The organism is Candidatus Glassbacteria bacterium (genome assembly GCA_019456185.1).
GTDB lineage: Bacteria > Gemmatimonadota > Glassbacteria > GWA2-58-10 > GWA2-58-10 > JAJRTS01.
Genome location: VRUH01000040.1, coordinates 1 through 17,631, shown reverse-complemented (window position 1 = coordinate 17,631; position 17,631 = coordinate 1). Strand labels below are relative to the sequence as shown.

Genomic DNA, 17,631 nt, shown 5'->3' with positions numbered 1-17,631 from the left:
CCATGAATATCCTCAAGCACATCCACCGCCACGGGCGGTATCTGGGAAAAGCCCGGCTCTCCCGCATCTTGGGCGACCGCAAATGGGCGGTGCTTTATCTCGCCGCCGCGTCCGATACGAGGCGCATCCTCGCGGCCCAACTGCTGGCCGAACGCTGGCGCAAGGAATTTGCCGCACTGGATAAGCAGACCCACGCCGCCTGATCCCTTTCGATCATGGGGGCGCGGACAGGCTTGTCCGCACCCCGTATCACGGACGGCAACTCAATAAAACACTTCATCATGCAGGGGGATTCGGAAGTGAAAACATCGAAAAAGCACAGCGGATTTTTCAGCAGAGCGGCATCCGCCGCGTGGGAGCATCCCTTCTGGGCCTTGATCCTCCTTATCGGCCTGGGCCTGGTGCAGTTCCACGGCATCGCCTTCTGGATCGCCGCTGCCGGGTGGACCGGCATCCCCCTCTCCCTCGGGCTTGAGTTGCTCGCCCTCACCTTTTGGGTTCGGGGAAGGTGGTGGATCGTTCCGGCCTTGCTTCTCACGGCGATGCTGCTGCTGGCCCCGCAGTATGAACTGGCCCGTCCCATCCACGAGGCGGGCCGGTTGGCCGAGGCGAGTGCCGAATCCGCCGTCAAGAGCGAGGCCGAACTGCAAAAGGAAATCGCCGGGCTGTCAGCCTCGAAAAAACGGTACGAGGAAAACAGCAAGACGCGGGCCGGGTGGCTGGAGATCATCGAGTCCACCCAAGCTAAAATTGAAACAAAGCGGGCCGAACTCCGCGAACTCAGCGCAACCCCCCCTGCAATCGGGTTGCGGACAGGCTTGTCCGCAACCCGTAGCGCCGGTTCAGGATTCGGCCTGCCTCTTGCTGGAGCGCGGACAAGCCTGTCCGCGCTCCCATTGCTGTCCTGGCAGCGTTGGCTCTTCTACGGGATGCAGGCGTTGGCTCTGCTCTTCTTCCAATGGGGAAACGTCCTGGCCGTCCGCAGGCTGGCTCGGGCGATGATATTGGAGGGGGCGGTTCAATCGCCTGAACCGGTTCGGAAAGCCATGCCTGAACCGGTTCACAATGGGTTGGCCGCTCCCTCTGAACCACCGGTTCAGCCAAGCCCGGCGCGGGTTTCCCCTGAACCGGTTCAGACCTCCGGCCCCCAGTCTGAACCACCTGAACCGGCCCGCCCTGAACCGGTTCAGGACTTCGGCGCGTTGGCGGATGAAGTCACCATCCGCCGCCTGATACGCACGGTAAAATCAAAGATCATCGAGTCCGGCCTTTCCATCAATGAGTGGTGCAAACGGGAACAGGTCAACAAGCGCGACCTGTGGCTTTTGAACAAGCACTTCGAGCACACGGCCTTGGGCCAGCCGACGATCAGCGCTGCCAAGTTGGAGCAACTCGTGGCGCGGTTTCTTTCCACCGAAAACCCCGCAAGCATCCCCTTGCCGGGAGGTGGCTCATGACCTCCGGCGACGGCAGGCACAAGCTCGGTTCCAAATTCGAGCTCCGGGTTCATCAGGACATTTGCCGGGTGACGCGCACCATGCTGGAGGGCTGGTATGCCGCTCGGCAGTCCGTACAGTTGCAGCGCACGGGATACGAGGTAAAAAAATCGGTCTTGCAAGCGGAAGTGGCCGATCACCTGGGCATCTCCACCCGCCAGCTTTCGGACTACTGCCTCAAGGTGCCCATCACCCTCGCCAAGGCCATCGTCCTTTCCAGATTTTGCGACGATCCCCAACTTCTGACCCTCTTCGCCCAATACCTCAACTCCATCGCCGTGCCCATGCCCTTGCTGGATGGAGAATTCGATCTGGCGCGGGCCAATGAGGAACTTGCGGCCAACATGAAGGAATTCACGGAAGCCCAGGCAGCGGCGCTCGCTCTTGGCAACGGGGCTGTAATCAAACCTCCCGCCTGCCGGGCCATCTTCAAGGAAGGGTGGGAAGCGATCCGGCAGATATACCGGGTCATGCTCCTGGCGGAATTGCTTACCCACGGGAAAATCCTCTCCCCCTCGGCTGCCTGGGCCAAATATCGCTCCATTACCGCTCCCATCCTCCCTGTCGATCCCAGCAAGCCCCGCCCTGGATGGGAGCCGGATTCAGGCTTTTCCGCCGATGAGCCGGAAAGGAGATGAACATGCCCAGGTTCAAGGTCGAATTGTCCCTCCCTCTTTCCGCCTGGGCGCATGTGAAGGTTGTGGCCGAAAACGAGGAGGAGGCCAAGCGCATCGCCCTGGAAAAGGCGCGATTGGCTCAACTCAACTTTTCCCACTTCGACGCATTCAGTTTCAGCGACGCCCGCGTGGACTATATCGAAGTCGATGACAGGCGCTCTTTACGGAAGGCCCCCTAATGACCGAAACCACCGCCATCATTCCCGCCCTCCAGCAAGCCAGGACGCCCGAGGAAAAGGCGGCAGTCGCCAAGACCTTCTGCGAAATGCCGCTGGCGGATATCAAGCCCATTGCCCGCAAAGTGCTGGGCATCCGCAAAATCCCCAAGGCCACGGATGAGGCGGCGCAAAAGAACGGCCTCATCGCGCAGATTATGCGCTCCACCGATGCGGCCCAACAGCTTCGGCCAGCCAAGCCCATCCTGGGGGATGTGATCCTGGACGAGGATACCGGCGAGAAGGTTACGATCACACCCGAACTGGCCGAGCGGGTGCATGAGGTTTCCCACCGCCTCGCTCAGGGCGAACACGCCGTCCGCCAGGGCATCTACGAGGTCAGCCGCGCCGTGGCCGACTTCAAGGAAAGCCGCTGCTACCTCTATTTCGGCTATCCCTCCTTCCGTAAATTCTGCGACGCGGGACAACTCAAGATTCTCGGTGAGACCCGCACCCGCAAATGGGCGGAAAACCTGATCCGGATAATTGAAACTTTCGGCGATGAAATTGGGAAACGCGTTTCCCAAGTGCCCCAACGCCAGTTGCTCAAGCTGGCCCAGGTGCTCAATTCCAATGGGATGGAATCCACCCTGGAGGAACTGAAGGACAGGCATCAACTGCGCTACACCGATGCCGCCGGAGAAGAGGTTGTCCTGGATTTGCCCAAGAACGGTAAGGACGTGGACGCCTGGAAGAACGCCATCTCGGACATGCACTTCGCGGTCGGCCAGGCCCGGCAAGAGGCGCTGGAATCCCATGAATCCGTGACACTCTTCCGAGGTGAATGGCACACCGAAAAAAACGCCATGCTCAAGCGCATCGAGCAACTGGAAGCCGAGCGGCGGGACCTGGAAGGGCGCGGGGAAACGTTGATGGATCGGTTGGAGGCGGGAGAGGAACTCTCCCCCCGGAATATCTCCGCGCTCCGCGCCAGCTTCGGGGAACTCCGTTCCGACATGCGCAGGAACCAGGGGGAACTATCCGACGCCAACCGGCGCATCGAGGAATTGGGCGCGGAGTTGGATAAGCGTCACCGCATGGCGGGCGAGCAGGGCACCCTGAAAAACGCCCGCGAATTTTGCAACCGGGCGGTGGCGCTGGGCGATCAGGCCCTGGACGCCCTCTCCCCCCTCATCAGCCTCGGAATGGATTTGCCCAAGCCTAGCCAGGATTTACTGCTCGACACCGCAGTCCGTATGGAAAACCAGTATCGCGAAATCGCCGACCAAATCACCGCATGGAGTACGGAGGATTCTAGGGAATGAGTCCAGAGCAAATCTACCAACTGCACATCGAAACTCTTGCCCTTCCCAAAAAGGAGGCCAAGGCCCGCCGCGCCGCCTTCGCCAGGCTGCACGGCCTCACCGATGACGCCGTCTATCGCCGCGTGAAAAAGCTGCGCGTGGATGGCGGCAAACCCAAACCGGCCCGCATCGATCCGCAACTGGAGGAGGCGGTCAACGTCGTCTGGCAATACAAGTCTTCCGGCGACGGCCAGCTTTCCACCGAGCAGGCCCAGCAGATCGCCCTGTCCGAAGGAGCCTTGCACCGGGAGCACCCCATCTCTTCCCTCAACCAGGCTGCCCGGCGTTTGGGCGTCAATCCCGCCGCCGCCTATTGCCAGCGCATGGAAGCGGCCTATGCGAACCAGGCCCACCGCGTGGATGCCTCCGGCTCCCGCCATTTCCGGGTGATCGACCGGGACGGGGACGATTGGATTGTCCAGGTCTGCCGGGCGGAACAGCGCAACAAGCGCTGGCATGATGGAGAGTTGGCCTGGATCGTATCGCTGATCGACGATTATTCCCGCGTGATGAACGCCCGTTACGTGGTGGCTCCGGGGGAATCCTCGCAGATGGTGCAGAGCTTTTGCGTGGACACCTGGCGCAACGGCATGCCCAAGGGCATGCCCGAGGAATATCTGATTTGCGATCAAGGCTCCTTCGGCTCGGAAGGCAGCACGACGGCCTTCCTGGATTTCTTCGGCATCGAACTGATCACGGGGCAGCCCGGCAACTCCCAGCGCAATGGCCGCATCGAACGCCCCTTCCGGCCCATCAAGGAAGCCTTCGAGCAATCCTATCTCATCACCCACAAGGTGGGTGCGCGGATGCGCCTCTCGTCGCTCCAGGAGGAGCTATCGACCTTTATCAGGCTGAAGAACGAGAGGCGTCATCCCATCCGCAGGAGCAACACCAAGCGCCAGGACTGGGACCTTTCCATCGGATTCCGGGGCATGCGCGAATGCCCCGAAGACGCCCTCTTCCTGGCCGTGTTCCGCCAACCCAAGAAGGTCACCGCCGAAGGGTGGGTCTGGCACGACAACAAACCCCTGGAGATCATCGGCCTGCCTCCGGGCCTCCAGGGGCGGGAAGTGACGCTGGTCTATAACCGCCAGGGGGAATTCGCGGTCGAACACGACGGCCACAGCTACGGCGTCATCCAGCCTATTCCCAACGCGCTCGGTGAATACAAGGGGGAAAAGGAAACCCCCGCTAAGCAGGTCGCCAAGGCAGCCGCCCAGCGCCCCCGCAAGGGGGTCGGCATTTACAGCGAGAAAGGCCAGGCCAACCTCCGCGCAGTGGGACAGAAGCCTACCGCCTCGGGGCAGCCGGTAAAGCGCGGGGAAGCAACGCCCAAGGTGGTCACTCCCAAACCCCGCCTGCGCCCGGCCCGGCCCACAGCCGATCCCTTCACGAGTTTGCAGGCTTACAAGAGCCTCAAGGAAGCGCGGCGGCGCATTGATGAAATCGTGGGCGTCCCGCTCCACACCAGGCTCGAATTCAACGGGGAGAACATGCGGCAATTGGAGAATCGATTGCGGGAGTGCGGCCTTGACCGCCGCGCCACCGAGAAGCTCGGTAACGAGCTTAAACAGGCTCTGCGTCTTTAATGGGGACGCGGACAAGCCTGTCCGCGTCCCGTGCAACAGAGCCTTCATTCACCATGGAGGGTGACATGCGCATTCAAATTCAACTTGAAGACAATGCCAGCGGGAACGTGAATCTCGATGTAATCATTCAGCACCGAGCGCCCCTCAATCTCCAAAGTCCGGCGATGATCGTGCTCAAGGCGCTGGAGATCAAGGCCCAGCAGGTGATCGCGGAACTGAAGCAGGAGAGGGGCCGATGAACATGAACAAACCGGACATGCTCGACTGGTTCGGCCTGAAACGCGATCCCTTCGGGAAGCGCAGGGAAGCGAACGATCTGTGGCCATCGGTGAATCTGCGGGCCGGGAAAAATCTCGTGCGCTATGCCATCGAGCACAACGAGATCGTGGGGCTGTTCGGGGCTTATGGCACCGGCAAGACCACCGTCAAGGATTCGGTGCTGGATGCGCTGGATGATACGGTCATCGTGGCCCGCGTCGATACCGACAAGGAAACTCTGACCGTCTCGGATATCGAGGAGGCGATGCTGCACGCCCTCAACGCGGATCGCGTTCCCCGCGTCCGCGCCCCCAGGCGCAGGATGTTGAAGGACATGCTGATCGATATCCACGGCTCGGATCGTTCCCTGATCGTTGTCATCGATAACGCGCACCGGGTCTCCGGCAGCACGTTCAAAGCCCAAAAAGAACTCCACGAGTCCACGCGGTTTGCCCACATGGAGACCCTTTTTTCCGTGCTCCTCGTGGGCCATCGTCAGCTTCCGGCGCTGCTGGCGTGGCAGGCGCGGGATGTGCTGGCCCGCTTGGACGCCCTCAACATCCATTATCTCTCCGCCCTCGATCCGCTGGACGCCGCCGAGTACATCAAGCACCGGCTGGCCGCTGCCGGTGGCGCGGCCCTCATCCCGGAAAAGAAGGTGCTGGAGATGATCGCCCGCAGGGCCACGCCTACCACCTTGAACGTCCTCATGTGGAGCGTGTTGAAAGCGGCCTTCCTGGATGAGGCAAAACAGATCACCGAAGACCATGTCCGCGCCGCGCTGCCGGTGGCGGATCGCATCATCGAACCCAAGGCCGATGGATCGGCATTGGAAACCATTCTTCAGGGAGGCACGGAAGCTGATCATGGAAAAGAACGAGAAGAACAATCCAAGGCAGGGTGATGTCCGTGCGCGGGATGCGGACAGGCTTGTCCGCAACCCCATTGACCAGTTCACCACCCTGCTCGCTCAACTGCGGGAATTTGTGGGGAGCGAAACGGAAAAGGAACGGACGCTCCGGCAGGAGAAACGCCGGGCACTCGAAGATATCCAGGCCGAGTTGAACCGCCTCCTTATCCTTTATGAACCTCATCTCGATGAGGAAACCCGGGCGGTTGCGAACGATATCGGCCAGCACATCCGAAACCTATCCGCAATCATCGCCCGCAATTTGGAAAGGTAACACCATGACGCCAACACGGCCCGACATCATGCAGTTTTTTAATATGCATTCCTTCCCTTTCGGGCAGGTGAACGGGAGCGGCTATTACCTGTCTTCGGAGTATAAGACCGCGCTCAAACAGATCGCTTACGCGGTGGAAAGCTACGAGGTGGTCGCCATCGCCGGGGATGTGGGTGCCGGGAAATCCGAGGCCGTTGCCCACTCTATCGCCGCCCTGAAGGCCACCGAGGGGATGAAGGTGAAATTCATCCGTGTCGATCATCCCAGGAAGGAGTCCGTGCGCATCAACGCGGTGGTGGAATCCCTGCTTAACGATTTCCTGGAGGACGGGGAGAGAATTCCCGGCTCGGTGCAACGCCGGGTGTGGCTGCTGAAGTTCTATTTGAAGCAGGCTGTCGAAGACGGAATACGAGTCTGCCTGGTCATCGATGAGGCCCACCGGTTGACAGGCCCTTTCCTCAAGTCCCTCAAGGACCTGTACGAGACGATTCGCTTTGCCCACCACGGCAGCCTGTTCGCCATCGTACTCACCGGGCATCGCAGCCTCATCAAACACTACAAGAAAGTGGCCCCCGATGTCTGGCAGCGCCTGGAGGCCGGGAACATCGCCATCCTGGGCGAGATGACGGAACAGGAAGTCGCAGACTACATCCTGCATCGCTGCGAAGAAGCCGGAACGCCAGGCCTGTTCACCGAGCATGCGGCCCTCGCGGTGGGCAGGCTGGCAAAAGCTCCGCTCGGTGTCAACAACATCTGTTGGGACCTGCTCGCTCATGCCTACAAAGAAGGCTTTCCCGAGGGGGAAAACAGGCGGATCGATGAAATGCATGTGCTCTCCGCATACGATCCCGCGCAACTGATGGCCATGCTCGATTTGTCCCAGGGCGAGATCGCCAAGCGGGGCAATCTCGGCAAGACCACCGTCAAGGACGTTCTTGACGGCAAGGCCGGGTCGAAATCCGTCGCCGAAGTGAAGCGAGTGCTCGCCGAAGCCGTGCAGGAAGGGGTCTAGTGATGGAACCCGGACGCCTCTTTTTCGGCCTGCGCCATGCCTATGACCTGCTGCGCAGGGATGCGGAAACCGTCGCCCCCGAAGGCATGATCTTCATCGAGCAATTGGTGTTGGTAACGGTCGGCGAAAATCCGGGTATCCGCACCCATGGCCTGGCAAGGAAAATTCACTCCAGCCTGTCGAACACAAAGCGGGCGCTCGGCAGGCATTACAAGGCCGGGCTGGTCAAGCGCAAGCAAGTGTCCTTCAAGGAAACCCGCCTCTCCCTCACGCCGAAAGGGATATCGACGCTCGCATCCATGCGCGGGAAATGGAACGCCCTCGCGGATTTGTATTGGGGCGATCTCCCCGAAAGCGATCTCATAGGCATGGAAAACTGCCTTCGGAAATTGCAGGAGCGCAGCCAATGAGACCCGGCGATCCCTTGGACAAACGCAAAATTCAGATGTTCCACATCCTGTTCGGCGAAATCGGAGAGGACGCCACGGAAGAAATCCGGGGACAGATCGCAGCCCTCACCGGAGACCGATCCACCAAAAGCCTCACCGAGGCGCAGGCATGGGAAATCCTGCACGGGATGTTCGAGCGGCTGGGTCGGAAAAATCCGGTCCCCATCGCGGTGACTTGGTGCCCGGTCTACTCCCCCCAGAAGGCCACCCTGCACGGCGGCAACGTGGCCGCGTTGCCGTCCAACAAACAGGTCTGGCACCTGTTCCACCTTTTGCGCGAGGCCGGGATCAACGATCCGCAAGCCTTCTTCAACAAACGGTTCAAACTGCGCGAGGGAATCATCCGCACCGCCAGGGAGGCGGGCTGGGTGGCCAAGGCCCTGCGCGAAATGCGCGACCGTAAGCAAGGGCTGCGGACAGGCTTGTCCGCAGCCCCATAATCGGCGGGGGAGCGGACAAGCCTGTCCGCAGCCCCATAATCGAACCGCCAGGGAAGGCGCTCGGGAACCAATGGATTTTAGACAGGGACTTGGCAGCGAGACCATGAGCGTCCCGGAAGTTGCCGCCTACATCAACGGAACCGAGCAATGGGTGCGCAAACTGATCGCGGATCATCAACTGAAAGCCTTCCGCATCCGGGGCAAGTGGTATGTGGACAAGGAATCCGTCGAACTTCTCGTGGCAGAGCAAAAAGCCGCCGATGGGAATGACACGGAACTCCAATCGCAACTGGCCGAACGGCGGCGCAAGCGAAACGAGGTGGAACCGGGCCGCGCCACCTACGACCAGGTTCCCCTTTTCACCGAGGAATGAGGCCATGAACGAGATGAAAATGGAACTGGATGATATCCGCTCCTTCGGGATCATCGGTTGGGGCGGGGACGCCCTGCGCAAGGCTTGGCGGAATGCCCAGCGGCGGAAACGCATCCGCTACGTGGTGAGTCAGGCCGTGGATTGGATCAAGCGGGGGATAAGATGGTGAGGAAAAACTCCCGGCCCGTCTTTCCCTGTGATCAGTGCGGGCGTCACGTCGTGGCGAAGGAGCCGATCCGCGCCCGCCCCATCGCAGAAACAACCCTGTTCGACTTGGTCGAAGCATACCGGCAGGTGATGAAACGCCATGCATCCCTGCCGGGCCTTTGCGATGAAGGGCTGCGCCCCCCGAGCCTGACCATCTATCCGGGTAAAGGTTGAGCGATGACCTGCGAACCTTTTGTTTTCAAGGGAGGTGGGGGCGGAATCATGTGCCACCGAGGCACCCGTACAGGGAAGGTTGAATGCCATATTGGGGACTGCCATGAACTGGGGTCATACCTATGCGACTGGGCCAAGCCCGGAGGCGGAACCTGCGATAAGCCGCTTTGCGATACCCACCGCTATTCGGCAGGCCCGGACAAGGATTGGTGCCCGAAACACCGGGCAGAAGCCAAACGCGATGAGCGGCAAGCGGTATTGCCGGGATTGGAGACCCAACCATGAAGCCCATTCCAGACAACGCCTATTTCCACTGCGTTCCCTGGAACGCGCCCACCATGAAGGTGGACATGTGCCGAAAGTACCGGGATATGCCGGTGAAGATGAAGGCGAATGCCTACGGGCAATTGGGCGGGAAGGTCAGGCCGCTGGTCTGTCGGGAATGCGCCCTGGCCGTGGAAATGGAGGCCGGGCGGGTGGAAACCTGGACACTGGCGCAAGCGGAAGCCGCCACCGAAGAAAGGAAGTCGGCCACATGAACCAGGAACTGATCGCGAAGATTGAAAAGCTGCTGGCCCTGGCCGGAAGCGCCAACGAGCACGAGGCCCGCCTTGCAGCCGCGAAGGTCAGGGAACTGCTCATCAAGCACAATCTCTCCCGGAAGGATGTGGACATCGGAAATTACGTGCTTGAGGAGATTTGGAGCGGAAAGCGGCTGCCTCCGGAAATCAGGTGGTTGCGGACGATCCTGAATGACTACTTCTATGTCCGCCCCATCTCGGAACAATGGCTCCACGGGCAGTGGCGGTTGATCCTGATCGGAACCAAATCGAATGCCATGGTTGCCCACTATGTCTTTGATTTCCTGCTCCGTTCCTACCGCAGGCCGTGGCGCGAATACAGGAAAACCCGGCGCAAGGGCCGGGCAAAACAGTCCCCATTTTACAAGGGTTTGACCATCGGGTTGATTGTACAGTTTCTCGCACAAAAGAAGGCTCTGGAACGTGAAATGGGCCGCTGGATCGTAACGACCGATCCACTGCTGGAAGCTGCTCTCGATCTGCATTATCCGGATCGAACGTCCCGCAAATACCGCAAAGTCGGCAACCGGGCGTCTCATGCTCTGAACGCCGGATTCTGGCAAGGCAAGATGCTCCGCATTCACAAGGGCGTGGAAGGCCCCGCCCAGCATTCGGGATTGGCATTGCCAGCATCCCCATAACCGTCACGGAAGACCAATCAGGTGCGCCATGAAGGCCCTCTCCACCCCACATCTCGAACACGTGGAAGTTTCCGCCCATGCCGTTGACCGCGCCTCCCTGCGCTGCCTGGGTGTCTGGCGGGACACTGCAAAACGCGGCGAAGGATTGCATTCCTGGTTGGAACGGCAAGCCAAGGAAGCCCTTTGCAACCCCGCCGATCACAAGGGAAGGCACATGCACCTGGGCTTTCTCTGGGCCTTTCACGATGAGGAAGGTCATCCCAAGCTGATGAGCCTGATCCAGGACGGGAAATGAATATCCACGTTTCCCCCCGCGAGCTTGATCGTTTTTGGGAGAAAGCCCCGCTCGGCAAAATGTACTGGGGCTTCAAGCGCATGCCGGACGCCAAGGCCGGGGACACCATCACCTTCTACGCTGCCCGCCGCCCCATCGCCTCGGCCCTGATCTCCCATATCGACCAGCCGGGCGAATACAAGGGCCGCAAGTTCACCATCCGCTATCGCGGCAAGTCGTGGTGGAAAATTCATTGGGAGGGTGAATCCTTCCACGATCTCCGCGAGGAGGGGCAGGAGGACGGCTTCAAACCTAATTTGTATGGAGGCTATGACCATGGGTTTCAAAAACCCTGACGGAACATTCAACGATAAATGCCTGGAGAAGGTGAATCCTGGAGAACCGATCTTTGTATTGCGTGGGCAGGACAAGTTCGCACCGGCCCTCGTGAGGCTATGGGTGGAGCTTGCCGAAATGCACGTTTGCAACGCGGAAAAAGTGGATGAGGCCCTAGCCATCGCGGATGTGATGGAGGAATGGGAAGTCCGCAAATTCCCGGATTGAGAGGAACACATGCCCGATCTCGTTGTCACCGTACCCAAGCGCCTCTGGCGGATGTGGATCGATGAAGGCGATTGTCCCGGCGATCCCCCCACGGGCGATGAATCGTCGTTTTACGTCGGCCACCGCCGCCGCCCCAACATCGCCCCGGGGGAGCGCCTCTATATCGTCTGCTGGGGCCGTCTGCGGGGATACGCTCCGGTTACCCGTGTGGTTCAAAAACGCCAGGGATGGGCGATCTGCCGGGAGGGTGGAGCCGTGGCCGTGACGATCCGGCCTTTCCACTGGCTGGCGAGAATCAAGGGCTTCCGGGGCTGGCGTTACCGTTGGTGGGATATCTGTATCGAGGTGCCATTCCCCGGCTGGAAAACCGATGAGGTGGGCCGATGAACACCTACTCGATCAGCATCCATCTCTTGTACAGGGAAGACGGATCGGTCTTCGAGAAATCGGTATCGACTGAATACATGGCCTCGGGAGACAGGGAAGCATCCCTGGCGGCGATCTGGTGGGCAGAGGATCGTTTGCAAAACTTGCGCGACGCTTTCGGGGCCTTCGCCATCGGAGCGATCAAGGTCCATCGATACCATATTTCGACCGTCGAGGGCGGGCAGTTTCAACCCGCGAAACTTGGTTTCGGCTACGTCCTGGAATGGAAATGCGACTGGGGATATTCCCTGGAGCAGTTGAAGGATTCCCTCTCCGGTGGAAAGGAGACGGGCAATGACTGAAAACACCTCCATCCCCCAGTGCGGCTTTCATTGTATGTGGTGCGACCATTTAGCAAATGAGGCGCGGTCAGAGCTTAAAGTTGAATCCCATAGATTGTCATTTCGGCCAGATGCCGCTGAAGCCGTACTCTCGGGAAGGATCACATCCTATCTATGGTCTACATCAAAGGTAATACCAAAAGCAGGAGACAGATTGCATCTTTGGGTTGGTCGAAGGGGTGATAAAGATCAGTACAAATTGATGACTGCAATTTGTACTGGTGCTTTCCCAATCAAGACCTGCTTTGACGGAGTCTACTGTGAACAGACCATCCTCCGGTGGACACCATGACCGAGAACACCTCCATCCCCTGGTGCGATCACACCCTCAACTTCTGGGTCGGTTGCCGCAAGGTCAACGATGCCTGCAAGAACTGCTACATGTATCGCGACATGCGGCGCTATGGCCGCGATCCCCACGATGTTCACAAGACCGGCCATGCCACCTGGTCAAAGGCATTCGACTGGGACCGGCGGGCCGGGGAGCGCGGTGTCATGGGGCAGCGGGCAGGCTTGTCCGCGCCCCGCACCAGGGAGAAGGTCTTCGCCTGTTCCTGGTCGGACTTCTTCATCGAGGATGCCGATCCCTGGCGTCCGGACGCCTGGGAGGTGATCCGCAACACCGTCAACCTGATCTGGATCATCCCCACCAAACGCCCGGAGCGCATCGCGGCATGCCTCCCCCCCGATTGGGGCGCGGGTTGGCCCAATGTGTGGTTCCTCGTTTCCGTGCATGACCAGCCCAGCGCCGACCTGTTCATCCCCCAGCTCCTCAAGGTGCCCGCCGCCGTCCATGGCGTCTCCTACGAGCCGGGCCTCGGGCCGGTGGATTGGATGCCCTGGCTCGTGCCGGAATGCCGTCCTCACTGGGCAAAGGGATACCAACCTAGAAAGGAAGACCGTCAGGCATTGGCTGCCCTTGCCCGTGCAGGCGCGAAACAGATGGATTGGCACCTCCTCGACTGGATCATCTTCGGTTTCGAGTCCGGCCCCAAGGCCCGACCCGGCGATTTGCAATGGATCCGTGACGGGATCGACCAGTGCCGCTTTGCCGGGATCGCCCCCTTTGTCAAACAACTGGGCACCGTCTGGGCGCGGGAGAACAAGGCCAGGGATCGCAAGGGCGAAGACCCCGCCGAATGGCCCGCCGATCTGCGGGTGCGCGAATTCCCGGAGGTGGCGTGATGGCGGCCAATCCCTACAGAATCGAAACACCCGCCTTGGTCAGCTTTTCCGGGGGAAAATCATCCGGGTACATGCTCCGGCATGTCCTCGATGCCTACGATGGGAAGCTGCCTGATGATGTCCATGTAGTGTTTTGCAACACGGGAAAGGAAATGCCGCAGACCCTGGAATATGTTGCTGAATTGGCCGAGTGGTGGGCCGTCAAGATTGTCTGGCTTGAATATGACCCGGAGGTTCCGCATAAGACCAAACAGGTTGGATTCACCACGGCGAAACGTGACGGGACCCCCTTCGAGCAGTTGATCCGGAACAAGAACTTCCTCCCCAACCCAGTCACGCGCCATTGCACATCCGAATTGAAGGTCAAACGGATGATCTCCTGGATGCGGGACACCTGCGGTTATGAGGAGTGGGTAAACGCAATCGGACTGCGGGCCGATGAACCGTTCCGCGTTGCAAGTCAGAAAGCCCGCAATGCTTCCGGGAAGGAACGGTTCGAGACGGTCATGCCGATGGCCGATGCCGGAGTAAGGAAGAAGGACGTGGTTGCTTTCTGGGGATCACAGGACTTCAACCTGCGGCTACCTTCCTTCAATGGCACCACCCCAGCGGGTAACTGCGATCTTTGCTTTATGAAGTCCGCCTACGTGATTCAGGAATTGATCCGGGAGCGCCCCGATCTGGCCTCATGGTGGATCGAGATGGAATCCCTCATCGACAAGCCAAAAAGCGAGGATGCTGCCATTTTCCGCATCGACCGGCCTATCTACTCCCGCATGTTGAAAGCCGTCGAGGATCAGGACTTGTTTGATTTCCCCGAAATGGAAGAAGTTATGCCCTGCCTTTGCCATGATTGATGCTACCCTTACCCGCCCGGCCCTCCGCTATCGCGGCGGCAAGTGGATGATCGCCCCCTGGATCATCGCCCACTTACCGCCCCATGAATGCTATGTCGAGACCCACTGCGGCGGGGCCTCGGTGCTGTTGCGCAAGCCGCCCGCCGACTTCGAGGTGCTCAACGATCTGGATTCCCAGGTCGTGAATTTCTGGCGTGTGTTGCGGGAACGCAGGGATGAATTTCTCCAGGCCATCGAGCTTACTCCCTGGTCGCGCTCGGAACAACTGCAAGCCTACCAGCCGTCCGCCGATCCCCTGGAAAGCGCCAGGCGCTTCTATATCCGTTGCTGGCAGGGCCGGGGCAATTCCGCCGAGCGCTCGGGCTGGCGCTTTCAGCGGAGCTGGTCGGGCTGGCGGGTCAACAAGCCGCGCCAGTTCAAGGAGGTCGATAATCTGGAATGGGTCGTCAACCGCCTGGCGCACGTCCAGCTTGAGAACCGCGACGCCCTCAAGATCGTCGAGGTCTGGGACGCCCCCGGCGTTCTCTTCTACCTCGATCCGCCCTATGTCCATTCCACCCGTGGCCGCAATCGCAGGCTCTACCGCGAGGAGATGGACGATACGGCCCACGTCGCCCTGGCCGACGCGCTCCGGGGCATCAAGGGCATGGCCGTGGTCAGCGGGTACGACTCCCCGCTCTACGACCGGCTCTTCCGAGGCTGGCGCAAGGAATCGCGCCCGGCCCTGGGAGACCAGACCAAACCCACCATCGAATGCTTGTGGATTTCACCCAAGGCCGACAAGGCCATGGGGGACGGCCCGTTATTCGATGGAATTCCCATGGAGGGAAAATGAGGAAATGGATAGCCAATCGCTAATCCTGCGCGAATACCGGTTGGATTCGGAACCTGTATTCGCTGGGAAAAAACCGGTCCGCTTCCAGCCGACGCCTGAAATTGACGGGCAAATCCGCCGCCTCTATCAGGGGCCGCGCAAAAAGGGAGATATCGCTTCCCTTGCCAAGAGGATCGGCTGGAATACGTGGAACGTGAACAGGCGGGCCGGTCTATTGGGCGTAGTCATTCCACGCAAGAAAGAGCCGCCCTGGAACGACGGGGAACTCCGAATATTGGAGCGCAATGGCCATCTCCATCCCAGTGTCATTCAAAAGAGACTCAAAGCGAAAGGATTCCATCGCTCGGAAATCGGGATTGTCCTCAAACGCAAACGGATGCGCCTCACCGCGCCCAATCTGGATCATGGCTTTGCCGCGAATGTAGTTTCCCTCGGCTTTGGTGTGGATCGCAATACCGTCATCCACTGGATCGAGAAAGGTTGGTTGAAGGCCAGCAGAAGAGGGTGGCAGGGGGATTCAAATCGCGACGGTTGGTGGATCACACGCCGCCAAGTCCGGCGCTTCATCAAAACCAGGCTCGACTGCATTGATTTTGGAAAGGTGGATAAATGGTGGCTCGTGGACATTCTGGAAAAGTGGTAACCGATCCCGAGCGGGTCGCGCTTATGGAATCGGTTCTGAAAGATGCGCGGTCGGTGTTTCGCGATGCGCGGCTTGTCGAGGTTGCGGGTCAGATCGGCCCGTGGGAGGCCCAGCTAGAATCGCTCGCGGCCAGGATCGATAGCGCCCTCTCAAAAAACTCGGGTCAGGCGCTCCGGGACCGGTTCAATAGCCTCGAAGGGGTGGCGGATGCTGTGAGGGATTTCCTGAAAAGCGATACCTCGGCCAACCGCAAAGCAGTCACCAAATCCCTGAAACGGATCGAACGATGACTACCCCCGATTACGATCAAGTGTTGGCCCGGGAAGACCCGGAATTGCGCCGCAAGCGGGGGGTCTATTTCACTCCCGAATCGCTGGCCTATCATGTCGTGCATCAGGTGGATCATTTTCTGCGCCGCGATTTTGATATTCCCGGAGGGTTTGCGAACCTTGGGGTGGAAATCCTCGAACCGGCCGCAGGCAGTGGCAATTTTCTCACCACTATCATCCGGCGCATCTACCAGGAGTTTGTATTTGATCACGAGGTTTGGCGCGAATATGTTCCCAGGCATCTTCTCCCCCGCCTCACGGGCATTGAGCTTCTGCCTGGCGCATGCGACGCCGCCCGCCGCAAACTCCGTGCTCTCTTTGAGGAGCTTCACTGTCCTCTCCCCCTGGATGCTTTTCTCCCCATCATCCAGGCGGATACGATCTCCGAGCCTCTGGACTGTTCGGAACCGGATGCCTGGAACAGGTGGCTCCGGAGCCGGAAGAAAAGGAGCGCCCCCAAACTTCCATTGGTAATCATCGGAAATCCCCCATGGTCGGGGCTTCCTAGCAACCAAGGCCCATGGATCAAGGCCCTCCTGCGCGGCAAGGATGTCGTCACAGGAGAAGAATTCGAGAATTACTATCACATCGATGGGAATCCATCGGGGGAGAAGAACCTGCGCGGCCTTAGTGACGACTACGTGCGATTCCTGCGCTACGCCCATTGGCGCATCGAAAGGCGGGGCTTGGGTATACTCGCCTTCATCACACCAGCCGGGCTGCTCAATAATTTTTCTCTCGCCGGGGCGCGGCAAAGCCTGCTCGAAACCTTCGATAAGATATATGTGATCGCCGATTCCGGTTCCCCGGCCAAGGGTGGCAAGACGCTCGGTGAAGTACTCGGTGTCAAGGTGCGCGTCGCCATCAGCATCTTCATTAAATCCCCCTAGCACTTTCCCAAGGGCAGGTACCTTCGGGTACCAAAGGCCCCATCTCGGATACCAAAAACGGACGTTTTACGCGGTCCTCTCGGAAGTTCTCGAAACCGGCCAGGAATTCCTCCTCCATAACAAGGGTTCTCATCGATGCGGGTTTTTCGGAAATTCTCGAAACTCCCGGTGAGGCCCGGTTACGGACGAAATAGCGATAATTTTGCAAATCCGTGGGGCCTTGTTATGCTGAATGAGGTCTTCAGGAGCGCCAATGCCGGCGAATGCCAAGCTTGAAGGCGGTTCCTCGGCGAAAGGCAATTCATACAAGGAGATGGATGAGTCACTGGTGGGCTCCCCGGGCTTCAAACCCGTGCGCGAGGCACTAACACTGTCTTGGGTGGGTTCGATTCCCACACGTCTCCGCCAACCCCCCGCACCAAAGCCGTGACGCCCCGGCCAGTTCCCTTGTCCGATCGGCGGCACGGTATTTCTCCCGGTCCGAATCTCCCATCACGTATAGGATGTTTCCGAATGGCCCTACGGGAAACGATAACCGCGCAGGGGAACTGGTTGTTCAAATATCGCAGCTATGTCCCCGTGCCCGTGTTTCTGGGGGCGCTTTATCTTTCCGCATGGATGGAGCCTCCCGGCAGCGTGGGAGGATGGGGGCAACATTGGGACTTGCTCTGCCTCGCCCTTTCGATG

The 17,631-nt window shown here is 59.6% G+C and carries 24 protein-coding genes and 1 tRNA gene; all 25 read left to right on the top strand.

All coding sequences use genetic code 11. From position 1 onward, the window contains the following. Window positions 1-2 precede the first annotated feature (2 nt). The 25 genes from FVQ81_13195 (at window position 3) to FVQ81_13075 (ending at window position 17,352) form a co-directional block, all read left to right on the top strand. Window positions 3-203: a hypothetical protein gene (locus FVQ81_13195; protein ID MBW7997503.1), complete on the top strand. Its 201-nt coding sequence runs from the start codon at window positions 3-5 to the stop codon at window positions 201-203. 96 nt (window positions 204-299) lie between these two features. Next, window positions 300-1,457 carry a hypothetical protein gene (locus tag FVQ81_13190; GenBank protein ID MBW7997502.1) on the top strand — a complete coding sequence of 386 codons (1,158 nt, stop codon included), beginning with the start codon at window positions 300-302 and terminating at the stop codon, window positions 1,455-1,457. After that, window positions 1,454-2,134, top strand: coding sequence for a hypothetical protein (locus FVQ81_13185; protein MBW7997501.1), 681 nt, complete (start codon window positions 1,454-1,456; stop codon window positions 2,132-2,134). The genes FVQ81_13190 and FVQ81_13185 overlap by 4 nt, the downstream gene beginning before the upstream one ends. A 2-nt stretch (window positions 2,135-2,136) precedes the next feature. Then, window positions 2,137-2,352: a hypothetical protein gene (locus FVQ81_13180; protein ID MBW7997500.1), complete on the top strand. Its 216-nt coding sequence runs from the start codon at window positions 2,137-2,139 to the stop codon at window positions 2,350-2,352. Beyond that, window positions 2,352-3,653, top strand: a complete 1,302-nt coding sequence (locus FVQ81_13175; GenBank protein ID MBW7997499.1) for a hypothetical protein — start codon at window positions 2,352-2,354, stop codon at window positions 3,651-3,653. The genes FVQ81_13180 and FVQ81_13175 overlap by 1 nt, the downstream gene beginning before the upstream one ends. Next, entirely contained in the window at window positions 3,650-5,281 is a 1,632-nt protein-coding gene (locus FVQ81_13170) for a transposase family protein (protein MBW7997498.1), read from the top strand. Before FVQ81_13175 ends, FVQ81_13170 begins: the two co-directional genes overlap by 4 nt. Window positions 5,282-5,516: 235 nt before the next feature. Further along, entirely contained in the window at window positions 5,517-6,443 is a 927-nt protein-coding gene (locus FVQ81_13165) for an AAA family ATPase (protein ID MBW7997497.1), read from the top strand. Window positions 6,444-6,622: 179 nt separating this feature from the next. After that, window positions 6,623-7,735, top strand: coding sequence for an AAA family ATPase (locus tag FVQ81_13160; GenBank protein ID MBW7997496.1), 1,113 nt, complete (start codon window positions 6,623-6,625; stop codon window positions 7,733-7,735). Window positions 7,736-7,737: 2 nt separating this feature from the next. Continuing rightward, window positions 7,738-8,145 (top strand): hypothetical protein, encoded by a 408-nt coding sequence (locus FVQ81_13155; protein ID MBW7997495.1) that lies wholly within the window; start codon window positions 7,738-7,740, stop codon window positions 8,143-8,145. Further along, window positions 8,142-8,624: a hypothetical protein gene (locus FVQ81_13150; protein MBW7997494.1), complete on the top strand. Its 483-nt coding sequence runs from the start codon at window positions 8,142-8,144 to the stop codon at window positions 8,622-8,624. The genes FVQ81_13155 and FVQ81_13150 overlap by 4 nt, the downstream gene beginning before the upstream one ends. A 70-nt stretch (window positions 8,625-8,694) precedes the next feature. Beyond that, window positions 8,695-8,997 carry a helix-turn-helix domain-containing protein gene (locus tag FVQ81_13145; GenBank protein ID MBW7997493.1) on the top strand — a complete coding sequence of 101 codons (303 nt, stop codon included), beginning with the start codon at window positions 8,695-8,697 and terminating at the stop codon, window positions 8,995-8,997. A 162-nt stretch (window positions 8,998-9,159) separates the two neighbouring features. Then, window positions 9,160-9,378, top strand: coding sequence for a hypothetical protein (locus FVQ81_13140; GenBank protein MBW7997492.1), 219 nt, complete (start codon window positions 9,160-9,162; stop codon window positions 9,376-9,378). Between the two features lie 103 nt (window positions 9,379-9,481). After that, window positions 9,482-10,600: a DUF2786 domain-containing protein gene (locus FVQ81_13135; protein MBW7997491.1), complete on the top strand. Its 1,119-nt coding sequence runs from the start codon at window positions 9,482-9,484 to the stop codon at window positions 10,598-10,600. Window positions 10,601-10,628: 28 nt separating this feature from the next. After that, the gene (locus FVQ81_13130) at window positions 10,629-10,895 is read left to right on the top strand and encodes a hypothetical protein (GenBank protein MBW7997490.1); all 267 of its coding nucleotides are present in this window, start codon (window positions 10,629-10,631) and stop codon (window positions 10,893-10,895) included. Then, window positions 10,892-11,230 (top strand): hypothetical protein, encoded by a 339-nt coding sequence (locus FVQ81_13125; GenBank protein MBW7997489.1) that lies wholly within the window; start codon window positions 10,892-10,894, stop codon window positions 11,228-11,230. Before FVQ81_13130 ends, FVQ81_13125 begins: the two co-directional genes overlap by 4 nt. Then, window positions 11,211-11,438 carry a hypothetical protein gene (locus FVQ81_13120; protein ID MBW7997488.1) on the top strand — a complete coding sequence of 76 codons (228 nt, stop codon included), beginning with the start codon at window positions 11,211-11,213 and terminating at the stop codon, window positions 11,436-11,438. The genes FVQ81_13125 and FVQ81_13120 overlap by 20 nt, the downstream gene beginning before the upstream one ends. A gap of 9 nt (window positions 11,439-11,447) precedes the next feature. Beyond that, window positions 11,448-11,825, top strand: a complete 378-nt coding sequence (locus FVQ81_13115) for a hypothetical protein (GenBank protein ID MBW7997487.1) — start codon at window positions 11,448-11,450, stop codon at window positions 11,823-11,825. Then, complete coding sequence (locus FVQ81_13110) at window positions 11,822-12,166, top strand: hypothetical protein (protein ID MBW7997486.1); 345 nt, start codon at window positions 11,822-11,824, stop codon at window positions 12,164-12,166. Before FVQ81_13115 ends, FVQ81_13110 begins: the two co-directional genes overlap by 4 nt. Before the next feature lie 327 nt (window positions 12,167-12,493). Continuing rightward, window positions 12,494-13,390, top strand: coding sequence for a DUF5131 family protein (locus FVQ81_13105; protein ID MBW7997485.1), 897 nt, complete (start codon window positions 12,494-12,496; stop codon window positions 13,388-13,390). Further along, a complete protein-coding gene (locus FVQ81_13100; protein ID MBW7997484.1) occupies window positions 13,390-14,247 on the top strand; it encodes a phosphoadenosine phosphosulfate reductase family protein in 858 nt (285 codons plus the stop codon). Before FVQ81_13105 ends, FVQ81_13100 begins: the two co-directional genes overlap by 1 nt. Next, window positions 14,240-15,082 carry a DNA adenine methylase gene (locus tag FVQ81_13095; protein MBW7997483.1) on the top strand — a complete coding sequence of 281 codons (843 nt, stop codon included), beginning with the start codon at window positions 14,240-14,242 and terminating at the stop codon, window positions 15,080-15,082. Before FVQ81_13100 ends, FVQ81_13095 begins: the two co-directional genes overlap by 8 nt. 4 nt (window positions 15,083-15,086) lie before the next feature. Beyond that, window positions 15,087-15,725, top strand: a complete 639-nt coding sequence (locus FVQ81_13090; GenBank protein MBW7997482.1) for a hypothetical protein — start codon at window positions 15,087-15,089, stop codon at window positions 15,723-15,725. After that, window positions 15,692-16,015: a hypothetical protein gene (locus FVQ81_13085; GenBank protein ID MBW7997481.1), complete on the top strand. Its 324-nt coding sequence runs from the start codon at window positions 15,692-15,694 to the stop codon at window positions 16,013-16,015. Before FVQ81_13090 ends, FVQ81_13085 begins: the two co-directional genes overlap by 34 nt. Further along, window positions 16,012-16,944 carry a hypothetical protein gene (locus tag FVQ81_13080; protein ID MBW7997480.1) on the top strand — a complete coding sequence of 311 codons (933 nt, stop codon included), beginning with the start codon at window positions 16,012-16,014 and terminating at the stop codon, window positions 16,942-16,944. Before FVQ81_13085 ends, FVQ81_13080 begins: the two co-directional genes overlap by 4 nt. 309 nt (window positions 16,945-17,253) lie before the next feature. Beyond that, a tRNA-Sec gene (locus FVQ81_13075) sits at window positions 17,254-17,352 on the top strand. The last annotated feature ends 279 nt before the right edge of the window (window positions 17,353-17,631 follow it).

Bases quoted from the DNA above. Each gene is read 5' to 3' on its own strand.
- FVQ81_13120 (MBW7997488.1), top strand. From the start codon at position 11,211: ATGGGTTTCAAAAACCCTGACGGAACATTCAACGATAAATGCCTGGAG.
- FVQ81_13130 (MBW7997490.1), top strand. From the start codon at position 10,629: ATGAAGGCCCTCTCCACCCCACATCTCGAACACGTGGAAGTTTCCGCC.
- FVQ81_13155 (MBW7997495.1), top strand. From the start codon at position 7,738: ATGGAACCCGGACGCCTCTTTTTCGGCCTGCGCCATGCCTATGACCTG.
- FVQ81_13090 (MBW7997482.1), top strand. From the start codon at position 15,087: ATGGATAGCCAATCGCTAATCCTGCGCGAATACCGGTTGGATTCGGAA.
- FVQ81_13165 (MBW7997497.1), top strand. From the start codon at position 5,517: ATGAACATGAACAAACCGGACATGCTCGACTGGTTCGGCCTGAAACGC.
- FVQ81_13180 (MBW7997500.1), top strand. From the start codon at position 2,137: ATGCCCAGGTTCAAGGTCGAATTGTCCCTCCCTCTTTCCGCCTGGGCG.
- FVQ81_13110 (MBW7997486.1), top strand. From the start codon at position 11,822: ATGAACACCTACTCGATCAGCATCCATCTCTTGTACAGGGAAGACGGA.
- FVQ81_13195 (MBW7997503.1), top strand. From the start codon at position 3: ATGAATATCCTCAAGCACATCCACCGCCACGGGCGGTATCTGGGAAAA.
- FVQ81_13160 (MBW7997496.1), top strand. From the start codon at position 6,623: ATGAACCTCATCTCGATGAGGAAACCCGGGCGGTTGCGAACGATATCG.
- FVQ81_13145 (MBW7997493.1), top strand. From the start codon at position 8,695: ATGGATTTTAGACAGGGACTTGGCAGCGAGACCATGAGCGTCCCGGAA.
- FVQ81_13185 (MBW7997501.1), top strand. From the start codon at position 1,454: ATGACCTCCGGCGACGGCAGGCACAAGCTCGGTTCCAAATTCGAGCTC.
- FVQ81_13095 (MBW7997483.1), top strand. From the start codon at position 14,240: ATGATTGATGCTACCCTTACCCGCCCGGCCCTCCGCTATCGCGGCGGC.
- FVQ81_13140 (MBW7997492.1), top strand. From the start codon at position 9,160: ATGGTGAGGAAAAACTCCCGGCCCGTCTTTCCCTGTGATCAGTGCGGG.
- FVQ81_13175 (MBW7997499.1), top strand. From the start codon at position 2,352: ATGACCGAAACCACCGCCATCATTCCCGCCCTCCAGCAAGCCAGGACG.
- FVQ81_13105 (MBW7997485.1), top strand. From the start codon at position 12,494: ATGACCGAGAACACCTCCATCCCCTGGTGCGATCACACCCTCAACTTC.
- FVQ81_13135 (MBW7997491.1), top strand. From the start codon at position 9,482: ATGAACTGGGGTCATACCTATGCGACTGGGCCAAGCCCGGAGGCGGAA.
- FVQ81_13125 (MBW7997489.1), top strand. From the start codon at position 10,892: ATGAATATCCACGTTTCCCCCCGCGAGCTTGATCGTTTTTGGGAGAAA.
- FVQ81_13085 (MBW7997481.1), top strand. From the start codon at position 15,692: ATGGTGGCTCGTGGACATTCTGGAAAAGTGGTAACCGATCCCGAGCGG.
- FVQ81_13150 (MBW7997494.1), top strand. From the start codon at position 8,142: ATGAGACCCGGCGATCCCTTGGACAAACGCAAAATTCAGATGTTCCAC.
- FVQ81_13080 (MBW7997480.1), top strand. From the start codon at position 16,012: ATGACTACCCCCGATTACGATCAAGTGTTGGCCCGGGAAGACCCGGAA.
- FVQ81_13100 (MBW7997484.1), top strand. From the start codon at position 13,390: ATGGCGGCCAATCCCTACAGAATCGAAACACCCGCCTTGGTCAGCTTT.
- FVQ81_13115 (MBW7997487.1), top strand. From the start codon at position 11,448: ATGCCCGATCTCGTTGTCACCGTACCCAAGCGCCTCTGGCGGATGTGG.
- FVQ81_13170 (MBW7997498.1), top strand. From the start codon at position 3,650: ATGAGTCCAGAGCAAATCTACCAACTGCACATCGAAACTCTTGCCCTT.